An 11,527-nucleotide genomic window follows, 5' to 3' on the forward strand; every position below is an offset into this window, starting at 1 on the left:
CAAGCGCTGCTAGAAACGCACGCGGATGCCCACGCCCCACCCATAGTCGGAGTGCCACTGGCCGATGACGGACGTGCTGCGGCTGAGCGTGTAGGCGAGGTTCACGCGGCCTTCCCAGCGGTCGTGCGTGTCGTATTCCACCTCACCTCCCAGCGCCAGCCGTGGCGTGAGCATCAGACTGCGGCCGATCTTGAAACGAGCGCCGCCATCGGTGTCCGCCCAGGCGGTGAGCCAGAGATTCAACGGCAGGCGATACATGAGGCCGAAAACACCACGGTTGGAGTGCACATCGACATCGAACGAGTCTCCCGTGATGTCTCCTTCGGTGTTGAGACCGGCGATGGCGCGGAAGAAGCGGTTGAAGTAGCGTTGATAGAGAGCCGTGGTCTCCCACTCGGTGCCGGGCACCTGCGCCCAGCCGGCTTCCCACTCGAAATTGAAGATGTTCCGCGTGTTCGAGAGTTGCAGGTAGCCCTGCGTCATGTTGCTGAGACCGTCGGCGGTGCCCCAGAAGAAGAACGGATCATCGTAAAGTTGGTGCCGCAGCGGAGCGGTGTCCGGGGCTGGATAAAAGCCCTGGTAGTGCACCACGCGGGCCATGCCGCCCTCCAGGTGATAAAGGAGGTGGCAGTGGAAGAACCAGTCCCCGAATTCCTCGGCGGCGAACTCGATGACCGTGGTCTGCATGGGCGGGACGTCCACGGTGTGTTTGAGCGGCGAGAAATCACCCTGGCCGTTGATCACGCGGAAGAAGTGGCCGTGCAGATGCATCGGGTGGTGCATCATCGTGCGGTTGATCATGATGAAGCGCACCGTTTCGCCGCGATGGATCTTGATCGAGTCGCTGGAGAAGAGCGGCTTGTTGTTCAAGGCCCACACATAGCGCTCCATGTCGCCATCCAGCGTCAGCCGCACCTCCCGCAACGGTCGCGAGGGCGGGAGCGCCGTTTTCGTGGTGGAGCGCAGCTTTTCATACGGCGGCCAGGGCCGCGGCCCCATGCCATCCATGGCCAGCGGCTGCCGGGAGGCCACATCCGGCCCCAGAGGGATGAAATTCCACGTGTAACCCTTCCCCGAGTGAACGCTGCCATCTCGCTCGTCGGTCGCGGGCATGCCGCCCTGCCCGGACATGCCGTGATTCATCGGCATGTCGTGTTTCATTTTGCCGCCACTGCCCCCCATCATCTCCGCCATGGTCATGGTGCCTCCCATCATGCCGGGATGATCCAGCTTCCCCGCGTTCACCTTCCGGTCCGACATTCCCATGGTGCCGCCGGGCGTGAGGGCGAAGACGTTGCTCAGCTTGAGCTTGCCCATGGCGTTGTAAAGGTTCGAACGGGGCACCTTTGGCGCGTGATGACGCTCTCCCTGGCCGATCCAGATGGAAGCCCACGCCGAGCCATCGTGGGCGGTGGCCCGCATTTCGTAGGCGCCTGGTCCGGGCGGCGTCACCCGCACGTCGTAGGTCTCCGCCACGGTGATGAGCAGGCGGTCTTGCTTCAACGGACGCACCTCCTTGCCATCCGCGGCGATGACCGTCATGGGACCGCCGGCGAACTGGAGGTGATAGAAGGTGGAAGCCGAACCATCGACGATGCGCAGCCGCAGCGTCTCGCCCGGCCGTGCGGAGATGTGATGCTCGGGTTCGCCATTGGCCAGAAACCGGTCGTAGGCCACATCGGCCAGATCCATCGGCGGCATGCGCAGTAGCTCCCGCTTCCAAAACGAACCCAGTTTCCCCGCTTTGAGAGCACCGAGCACCGACTGCGCATTCCCGCGCTGGAGCGCCGGCCACTCGCTGCCGCGTTTCAACCAGCGCAGGACATCATGCGCACTCTGATCCGTCCAGTCTGACAGCACCACCGTCCGCCCCCGTGTGCCGCCCTGACGCGGCAGGATGACCAGCGCGCCGTAAATGCCCTTCTGCAACTGCAGCGCCGTGTGGGAGTGATACCAGAACGTGCCATGCTGCCGCAGCCGGAATTCGTAGTGAAACGTCTCCCCCGGCTTGATCGGCGGAAAGGTGATGAAAGGCACCCCGTCCATGCGATTCGGCAGCAGCATGCCATGCCAGTGGATGGAGGTGTCCGTCTTCAGTGTGTTGGTCACGTGGATGCGTGCCAGATCGCCTTCTCGGAACGTCAAAGTGGGGGCTGGAATGCTGCCATTCACCGCCAAAGCGGTGCGCGGCCGGCCGGTGAAGTTCACCTGCTTTTCGCCAATCGAGAGATGGTAATCCACCACCTCGGCAGAGGCAGACGTCCATGCGAGCGCGGCGAGAAAGCCCCAACGGACCAGCGGAATGCGATTGGAGAACATGGAGGATTTCGGGGACGGCAGATGATTTCCCGGTTCGGAAAGAGCGAGCGCCCCTGGCTCCCGCCGCTTCCCACGTCGGAACCGGCTCAAGAAGGGACAACATCTGGTCCGTTCGCGCTTCCCTGGTGTCCTGGCCGTGTCTGCGACGGCCGGCTGCGGTGCCATCCCAAAACCACCACAACAGGGTTTGCTGAACTATATTATGGTGTTTATAGTTTATGGAAATGCCTGCAATCCTTGCCGCCTTGCCAGCCCCGCTGCGCTCCCTGCTCTCTCGTGGGGCGGGCTCGGCCATGGTCTCGGGCTTCCTCATGGTGGCTTTGCTGACCATGGTGGGAAAAATCGTCGCCTTCGCCAAGGACGCGGTCGTGGCGGCCCGGCTCGGCACTTCCGATGACCTCGATGCCTTCATGCTGGTGTTCGGATTCTTTGCCTTCATCGCCACGGTGCTGGCAGGCGGCCTGCCGGAGTCCTTTGTGCCCGCCTACGCCGAGCTGCGGGAGCGCCGTGGCCGCGCCCGGGCGGACCGCCTGGGCCTGCAATGCGCTGTCTGGCACTTCAGCGCCCTGCTGCTCTGCGGCATTCTCCTTGCCCTCGCCGCACCCAGCCTCGTCGCCATCGCGTCCCAAGGTTTCGCGCCGCAGAAGCAGGCGCTGGCGGTCCAGTTGATGCGCGGTCTGCTGCCCTTCCTGCTGTGTTTTGGCCTGGCGCAGCATCTCGGGGCCTGGTTGCGAGCGGGAAAGCAGTTCGTGCTCGCCGCATCGACGCCGATGCTCATCCCGGCCGGCATTGTGATCGCCCTGCTGCTGGCGGGCGATCAGGTGAGCGGCTGGACGCTCGTCCACGGCACGATCTGGGGCGCTGTGGCCCATGTCGGCGTCCTGGCAGCCGCCCTGGCCCATCGTCTTCCGCGTTCCCGCCGCTGGTGGCGCTGCGCTCTGGGTCACTGGGAGCCGGGATTGCGCGTGGTGCTGCGAAACGCAGTCCCATTCCTCGTCGGCGGCGTCGCCTTCGGCAGCGCGGCCGTTGTCGATCAAACCATGGCCGCATGGCTCACCGCTGGCTCCGTCGCCGTGCTGAGCTACTCCGACAAAGTGTGCACCATCGTGCTGGCGGTCACTGCGGGGCCTGCATCCGACGTGCTGTTTCCCCATTTTGCCGAACTCGTCGCGCGTCGTGACTGGAATGGCCTGCGCAAACGCCTCTTCGCCAGCGCTGGCATCATCATCAGTGCCGCCCTGCCGATGACGCTGTTCCTGTACCTGTGCGCCTCGTGGGTGATCAGCACGCTGTTCGAACGCGGTGCCTTCGGCCCGCAGGACACACAGCGTGTGTCCGAGGTGCTGCGCTTTGCCGCCTTCCAGATCCCTTTCTACATCCTCGGCACCGTGGCGGCCCGCGTCGCCGTGGCATTGCAGGCCTCGCGTTTCATGCTGTGCATCGCGTTCAGCGCCCTGGTGCTGAATGCCGCCTTCAACTGGCTGCTCATGCGTCATCTCGGCGCGGCCGGGATCGCCCTTTCGACCGTGCTGGTGCATTTCATCTGCTCCATCGCCACCTGTGGTGCCTGTTTGCTGCTGATCCGCCGGAGGGAGGCCGCATGAGGATCACCTTCATCATTCGCGACCTCGGACACGGCGGAGCACAGCGTCAGCTCTCGCTGCTGGCTCCTGGGCTGGCCAAAGACGGCCATGAAATCACCGTGCTGCATTTCTACGGCGGAGCGTTCGAGCAAACGCTGCGCGAATCCGGCGTGCGCACGGTTTGTGTGGGCAAAAAGGGCCGCCGGGACCTGATCGGCTTCTTTCTCCGCCTCGTGAAAGCCGCACGCGACAGCCACCCCGAAGTGCTGCACGGCTATCTGGCCGAATCGAACCTCATGGCGCTCTTCTTGAAGCCGTTCTGCGGCTTTCCACGCGTGTTCTGGGGCGTGCGTGATTCACAGACCGACGCGCATTTGTGGGGCCTGCTTGGACGGCTGAGCTTCCGCCTGAACTGCCTGCTCGCCCGCTTTGCGAACGTCATCATCTGCAATTCGCAGGCTGGACGCGATTACTATGCCGCCCGTGGCTATCCACGGCGCAAAATGCATGTCGTGCCGAATGGCATCGACGTGGATCACTTCCAGCCCCGGCCGCGACAGGCATCGAAAACGCTCACCTTCGGCCTCGTCGGCCGCATGAGCCCGATGAAGGACATCGCCACCTTCCTGCACGCAGCCGCGCTCGATCCGCATGCGCAGTACCTCATCGTCGGCGGTGGTGACAAGGCCTACGAGCAGGAGATGCGCGACCTCGCAGGCACACTCGGCCTGAGCAACCGCGTCACCTGGCTGCCGCCGCAAAGCGACATGCCGGCCGTTTATGCTCGAATCGACTGCCTGGTGAACTCCAGCGCCTTCGGAGAAGGATTTTCCAACGTCATCGCCGAAGCCATGGCCTGCGGCGTGCCCTGCATCGCCAGCGATGTCGGCGACAGCGCCTGGATCATCGGCGACCGCTCCCAAATCTTCCGCGCAGGCGAGCATGAGGAGCTCGCGCAATGCATGCTGGCCTTCCAGCCGCACAATCCCCGCCAGCGCATCGTCGATGAATTCAGCGTGCCACGTTTGATCGAGCGCACCAGCCGCTTGCTGGGCCGGAAAGTCTTCTGGATCACCACCGGACTCGGATCAGGCGGTGCGGAGATGATGCTTTCCCAGATCATCACCGGACTGCCGAAGACACAGCACGTCGTCATCTCGCTCACCCGAGGCGGCAAGCATGCCGATGCGCTGCGCAAAGCCGGAGTCGAAGTCCACAGCCTCGACATGCCCGCGGGGAAACCGACGCTGTCCGCGCTATGGAAGCTCTTCCGCCTCGTCCGTCGTGAGAAGCCGGACATGCTCATGGGCTGGATGTACCATGGCTGCTTCGTCGCCAGCATCGCCAAGTTCATGCGCTTCAAGCAGGTGCCGATGATCTGGAACATCCGCCAGAGCCTCTACGACCTAAAACTCGAAAAACGCGGCTCCGCCATGGTCATCCGCGCTCTCGCGTGGCTTTCCTGGCTGCCGAAACGCATCACCTACAACTCCCAGCTCAGCTCGCAGCAGCACGAGGCCATTGGTTATGCCAAATCGAAGACGCAGCTCATCGCGAATGGGTTTGATCTCGCGAAGTGGAAGCCTGACGTAAAACGAGCTTCCAAGCTCGTTTCGAACGAACTTGGAAGTTCGTTCTACATCGGCCGATTCGGCCGCAACGCCCTAATGAAGGACTACCCAACCTTCATTGAAGCGGCGAAGCTGATCCATGCGAAGCGGCCGGACACGCGCTTCATCATCGTCGGTGCCGAAACCGAGTCCCTCGATGTCGCGCCCTACATCCAAGTCCTCGGCGAGCGTCACGACTTACCCGAACTCACCGCCTCGCTGACCATCGCCGTGTCCTCGTCGGCCTTCGGCGAAGGGTTTCCCAATGTCGTCGGCGAGGCGATGGCCTGCGCAGTGCCCGTGGTGGCCACCGACATCGGCGACACCCGCTGGGTCATGGGCGAAACCGGTCACCTCGTGCCGCCGCGTGATCCGCAGGCCCTCGCGAACGCCTGCCTCGAAATCCTCGACAGCGGTCTCACGCAGGACCTCGCCGCGCGTGAGCGCATTGAGCGGCATTTTTCGCTGACGAGCGTGCTGGTGCAGTTCGAGAGTCTCATCACCGAAGAAGGGACTGAAAAGACAAAAGCGACTGAAGGGATGCCTCTCACGTCTCACATCTCACCTCTTACTTCTCACTGACCATGTGCGGCATCGCCGGCTTTTTCTCCCCTGCCAAGTCTCGTGCCGCGCACGAGATGCAACGCATCGTCAGCGCCATGACGGATGCCATCGTGCTGCGTGGACCGGATGATGCGGGTGCTTGGGCGGATGCGGATGTCGGGCTTGCGCTCGGTCATCGGCGCCTTTCCATCCTCGATCTCTCGCCGCTCGGTCACCAGCCGATGGCGAGCGCGGATGGACGCTTCGGCATCGTCTTCAATGGCGAGATCTACAACTTCCAGGACCTCCGCGCCGAGCTCGAAAAGCACGGTCACACCTGGCGAGGCCATTCAGACACGGAAATCATGCTCGCCGCCTTCTGCCAATGGGGCGTGGTCGAGGCCACGAAGCGCTTCAACGGCATGTTTGCTTTCGCGGTTTGGGATAAACAGGACCGCGTGCTGCATCTCGGGCGCGACCGCCTCGGCGAAAAACCGCTCTACTACGGCTGGTTGGGCGACACGTTCGTCTTTGCGTCCGAACTGAAGGCCATTCAGCGTTTCCCCGGATTCAACGCGTCGGTGGACCGCGAGGCGCTCACGTCGCTGCTCCGGTTCAATTACATTCCCGACCCGCTGTGCATCTACCAGGGCTTCAAGAAGCTCCCGCCCGCCGCCATGATCTCGCTGCGCTCACCGGCGGAGCGGCCACAGCCGGGCTGGTATTGGAGTTTGCCTCAAGTCGTCGAGCGTGGCCTCGACAAGCCGTTCACGGGCACCGATTCGGAAGCCATCGACGAGTTCGAGAGCCTGCTGAAAAAAGCCGTCGGCATGCGCATGATCGCCGATGTGCCTCTCGGCGCGTTTTTGAGCGGTGGCGTCGATTCCTCGCTCATCGTGGCGATGATGCAGAAGCAAAGCACGCGGCCGGTGCGCACCTTCACCATCGGTTTTCACGAAAAGGAGCACAACGAGGCCGAATTTGCCAAAGATGTGGCCAAACATCTCGGCACCGATCACACCGAGATGTATGTCAGCGGCGAGGACGCGCTCAATGTCATCCCGATGCTGCCCTCGCTCTACGACGAGCCGTTTTCCGACTACTCGCAGATCCCGACCTACCTCGTGTGCAAAATGGCCCGCCAGCACGTCACCGTGGCGCTGAGCGGGGATGCGGGTGACGAGCTTTTCGGCGGCTATGAACGCTATTCGGTGGGTCGCAAGCTGTGGAGCAAGTTCTCGTGGATGCCGCCGGTGATGAAGAAAATGACCGTCGACATGCTCACCGCGCTGCCGCCGAAGGTTTTGAATGGTCTCGGTGCCAAACTGCTGCCGAAACGCCTCCGTCACATCCCGGTGGGCGACAAACTGCACAAGCTGGCGGAGGTCGTGGCCGCGCCCGGGCAGGAGACGCTCTATTTGAACCTCATGTCCCACTGGAAGAAGCCGGATGAGATCGTGATCAACGGCAGGGACCCGCTCACGGCCATCACCCACACCGCCTCGTGGCCGCGTGTGAGTGATTTCACCCATCGCATGATGCATCTGGACATGGAGACCTACCTGCCGGGTGACATCCTGGTGAAAGTGGACCGCGCTGCGATGGGCGTGAGCCTCGAAGGCCGCATCCCGCTGCTCGACACCGACATCGTCGAGTTCGCCTGGCGGGTTCCCTTCCACATGAAGGTGCGGAATGGCCGTGGGAAGTGGCTCATGCGTGAGACGCTGTATAAACATGTGCCGAAGCACCTCATCGACCGTCCGAAGCGTGGCTTTGGCATTCCACTCGATGTCTGGCTCCGCGGACCTCTGCGCGAGTGGGCGGAGGATCTGCTCAGCGAGACCCGCCTGAAGCGCGAAGGCTTCTTCCATGCCGCTCCCATCCGCCAAAAATGGGCCGAGCATCTCAGCGGCACCCGGAACTGGCACTTCTACCTCTGGGACGTGCTCATGTTCCAGGCCTGGCATGCGCACACGAAGCCATGAACTACGCCGCCCCAATGCACCGCTCCTCCGGTTGGACCCGTTTTCGTGAATGGGTCCTCGTGTGGGTTTGTGGCGGCATGCTGGGAGCGCTGGCGGCGGATGCGGTGATTGGCGGCTACGATGCGGGCCTGCATCCGATCAAACCGGCCCTGTTCACGCTGGGCGCGGTGTTTCTATGCATCGCCATGTCGCTGATGAGCCGCCCCCGCCTCTGTCTGGCGACGCTGGGCATCGCGCTGCTGCCGGCGGTGCGATTGTTTGACGCGGCGGTGCTGCGTCGGTTCGATTCGTCGTTCCAGGACCAGATCACCATGGACCTCACGCGCATGATGCTGGTGCTGATCGCGATGATCGCGGTGCTTTCGACCGACAAGTGGGAAAAGACCGCGCTGTGGGCCGCGATTTCGGCGATGCTGCTCACGACCGGCTCGGAGATCTACGAGATGCTTGGCTTTGCAAAGTTCAGCAGCATTCCGGGACGCTACGCGGGCTTCAACAGCCACCCGAACTTCCCCCCCGTGCTGCTGTGCGAGATGCTGGGCATCGTCTTTGCGCTGTCGAAGAACTTCCGCTTCAACTGTGTCATGATCGCCGTGGCGGTGCCGGGCGTGGCACTGACCTACGGCCGCAGCGGCATGATCGTGCTGGCGCTGCTGTGCGGCGCTTACGTGCTGCTGAACGCACGGCGCAACATGGGCTTCTTGATCGTCATCGCCGGCATCTCGCTTCCGCTTCTGGGCATCGGTGTCGCCGTGCTGGAAAACGGCACGCAACATGGCGTGATGAAGGACAAGAACACCGCCGACCGGCTGGAGGCGATCTACAACCTGGACTTTGAGAAGCTGAAATCCCCCGAACGTGTGAAGGACCTCAACGACGCGTGGGAGGCGGTGATGCAAAAGCCAGTCTTCGGCCATGGCACGGGCATTTCAGGGACCGTTTATGCCCCTCATAATGAGTACGTCTCCCTCTGGCTCGAAATGGGCATCCCTGGAATCGTGTTGTTCGTCGGCACATGGATCTGCCTGGTTCTGCGCAGCATCATGACCGGCGGACGCGCGGGCTACCTGCTGTTTGCGCTCATCGCTTACACACCGGTGGGCCAGGGCCGCATCGAAGTGCCACACTTCAGCCTCGCGATGGTCGCCGCGGCCTGCATTTTGTGGCCAAAGCGTTATCAGATCACCCTGCGGTCACTCAAAACCGCTCCGGCCACGGCCGCGACGTTCACTCCTCCTCATCCGCAGCCGATTTCCCGCCAGGGATGATGCCGCGCTTCGTGGCGGCGACGAAATCGACAAAGGCAGCCGCCTCCGGGCTCAATTCGCCCGCGCGGAGCTCCTCGACGGCCTGCGCGTTGTTGAGACCACTGCGGTAGATTTTGCGGAAGGCGTTGCGCAGCGCGCGGATCTGATCGCGGCTGAAACCAGCACGCTGGAGGCCGACGATGTTCAATCCACGCGCACGGGCTGGATTGCCATCCGCAGTGCAAAACGGCGGGATGTCCTGCGTGACCTTCGAGCAGCCGCCGGTGATGGAACGCGTGCCGATGCGGCAGAACTGATGCACCGCCGTCAGGCCGCCGATGATGACATGATCCTCGACAACGACGTGCCCGGCGAGCGTGCCGTTGTTTGAGAAGATGACGTGATCTCCCACGATGCAGTCGTGCGCGATGTGGACGTAGCTGAGGAAATTGTTGTGGGAGCCGATGATCGTCTTGTCGTCGGGCGATGTGGCACGATGCACGGAGCAGAACTCGCGGAAGGTGTTGTTGTCTCCCACTTCGAGCCAGGTCGGTTCGGCCTTGTATTTCAGATCCTGCGTTTGCTGGCCGATGGAGCCGTAGGCGTAGAATTTGTTTCCCTTCCCGATCTTCGACGGGCCCATGATCGTGACATGGTGCTGCAGCCAGCAGCCATCGCCGATCACGACATCCGGGCCGATGATGCAATACGGGCCGATGTGCACATCAGAGCCGATTTGGGCGCTGGAATCGATGATGGCGGTGGGATGGATCACGGAGAATGACGAATGTGGGATGACAGATGACGAACGGAGCCGTGATGCTCAACGGTCCACAACGCTGAACATGAGATCCGCCTCGGAGACGACCTGGCCGTTGACGATGCAGCGGCCGATGCCGGTGGCGATGCTGCGCTTCGCCTTGAGGATCTCCGTTTCAATGATGAGCGTGTCGCCGGGGAGCACGGGTTTGCGCCACTTGACGTTGTTGGCGCTCATGAAGTAGCCGATCTTGCCCTGGTTGTCCGGCATGCGCAGCAAAACGACGCACGCGACCTGCGCCATGGCCTCTAGCTGCAAAACGCCGGGCATGATCGGGTGGCCCGGGAAGTGCCCCTGGAAGAACGGCTCGTTGATGGTGACGTTCTTCATGCCCGTGCACTTCGTCTCCCCCTCGAAGCCGATGATGCGGTCCACCAGCAGGAACGGATAGCGGTGCGGGAGGATCTTCATCAGCTCGTTGATGTCGAGCACGGCATCCCCGATCGGGATGTTCACCACGGCAGGCACCATGCTGCGCATCGTCTCGTATTGCTTCACCACCGCACGGGCCAGCTCGGTGTTCGGACCGTGGCCCGGACGCACGGCGATGACGTGGCCCAGGATGCGCTTTCCGGAAAGCATCAGGTCGCCGACGATGTCGAGGATCTTGTGCCGCACGAACTCGTCCGCATAGCGCAGAGGCTGCTTCGAGAGCAGGGATTCGCCACGGATCACGATCGCGGCCTCCAGCGTGCCGCCTTTGATCAGCCCCTTCTCCATCAGCGGGGCGATGTCCTCGTAATAGACAAAGGTGCGGGCGGCGGCGATCTCCTTCTCATAGGTCTCAGGAGTGATCTCAGTGGAGAAATACTGCGTGTGGCGGCCTCCCGGGCCGACATTGGTGCATGAGATGCGGAACCTCTTGTCCGGAACGATGGTGAGGATCGTGCCGTCGCGCGTCTCCTGGTAGATCGGCTCGCGGATCTCGAAAATCTTCCGCGCTTCCTTCTGCTCGGTGAGTCCGGCGGACTTGATCAGCTCGACGTAGGGCATCGCGCTGCCGTCGGCGATGGGCGGCTCGTTCGCATCCATCTCGATGATGCAGTTGTCCACCCCCATGCCGGTGAGGGCGGAGATCACATGCTCCACCGTGTGCACATTCACCCCGCCTTCGGAGATGGTGGTGGCGCGCTCGACTTTCTGCACCTTCTCCGCCAGCGCCGGGATGAACGGTTTGTCCTCCAGGTCGATGCGGCGGAATTTGAAACCGAAATTCTCCGGCGCCGGCTGCAGTGTGAGGGTGACCTGCTCGCCGGTATGAAGTGAGGTGCCCGTCATGGAGACGGCTTTGGCGAGGGTGTGCTGACGGTCGGATTGGGCCATGGTGCGGGGAAAGTGGACGCGTTTGTTAGCGTCCGGCCCCGCTGGCGGCAAGGGAAAAACAGGGGGGAGAAACCGGGGCTTACGGCATGAACGGCCA

7 protein-coding genes are annotated in these 11,527 nt (G+C 62.7%); 4 read left to right on the plus strand and 3 right to left on the minus strand.

Annotated features, from left to right (window positions below; genetic code table 11):
* Nucleotides 1–9: 9 nt before the first annotated feature.
* The gene (locus tag IAE77_RS16745) at nt 10–2,319 is read right to left on the minus strand and encodes a multicopper oxidase family protein (RefSeq protein ID WP_294228692.1); all 2,310 of its coding nucleotides are present in this window, start codon (nt 2,317–2,319) and stop codon (nt 10–12) included.
* 245 nt (nt 2,320–2,564) lie between these two features.
* On the opposite strand from IAE77_RS16745, the gene IAE77_RS16750 reads away from it, so the two are divergent.
* From IAE77_RS16750 to IAE77_RS16765, 4 genes are read left to right on the plus strand one after another with little or no spacing between them, the layout of a single operon-like run.
* On the plus strand, nt 2,565–3,923 hold the full coding sequence (locus IAE77_RS16750) for a lipid II flippase MurJ (protein ID WP_294228694.1): 1,359 nt from the start codon (nt 2,565–2,567) through the stop codon (nt 3,921–3,923).
* Nucleotides 3,920–6,094 carry a glycosyltransferase gene (locus IAE77_RS16755; protein ID WP_294228697.1) on the plus strand — a complete coding sequence of 725 codons (2,175 nt, stop codon included), beginning with the start codon at nt 3,920–3,922 and terminating at the stop codon, nt 6,092–6,094. The genes IAE77_RS16750 and IAE77_RS16755 overlap by 4 nt, the downstream gene beginning before the upstream one ends.
* Before the next feature lie 2 nt (nt 6,095–6,096).
* Entirely contained in the window at nt 6,097–8,040 is a 1,944-nt protein-coding gene (gene asnB / locus IAE77_RS16760; protein ID WP_294228700.1) for an asparagine synthase (glutamine-hydrolyzing), read from the plus strand.
* Nucleotides 8,037–9,308 (plus strand): O-antigen ligase family protein, encoded by a 1,272-nt coding sequence (locus IAE77_RS16765; protein WP_294228703.1) that lies wholly within the window; start codon nt 8,037–8,039, stop codon nt 9,306–9,308. The genes asnB and IAE77_RS16765 overlap by 4 nt, the downstream gene beginning before the upstream one ends.
* On the opposite strand, the gene lpxA is transcribed toward IAE77_RS16765, so the two are convergent.
* The gene (lpxA, locus tag IAE77_RS16770; protein WP_345780991.1) at nt 9,268–10,083 is read right to left on the minus strand and encodes an acyl-ACP--UDP-N-acetylglucosamine O-acyltransferase; all 816 of its coding nucleotides are present in this window, start codon (nt 10,081–10,083) and stop codon (nt 9,268–9,270) included. The two genes, IAE77_RS16765 and lpxA, sit on opposite strands and share 41 nt — an antisense overlap.
* A 27-nt stretch (nt 10,084–10,110) precedes the next feature.
* A complete protein-coding gene (locus tag IAE77_RS16775; RefSeq protein ID WP_294228708.1) occupies nt 10,111–11,430 on the minus strand; it encodes a bifunctional UDP-3-O-[3-hydroxymyristoyl] N-acetylglucosamine deacetylase/3-hydroxyacyl-ACP dehydratase in 1,320 nt (439 codons plus the stop codon).
* Between the last annotated feature and the right edge of the window lie 97 nt (nt 11,431–11,527).

This window comes from Prosthecobacter sp., assembly GCF_014879935.1.
Taxonomy (GTDB): Bacteria; Verrucomicrobiota; Verrucomicrobiia; order Verrucomicrobiales; family Verrucomicrobiaceae; genus Prosthecobacter.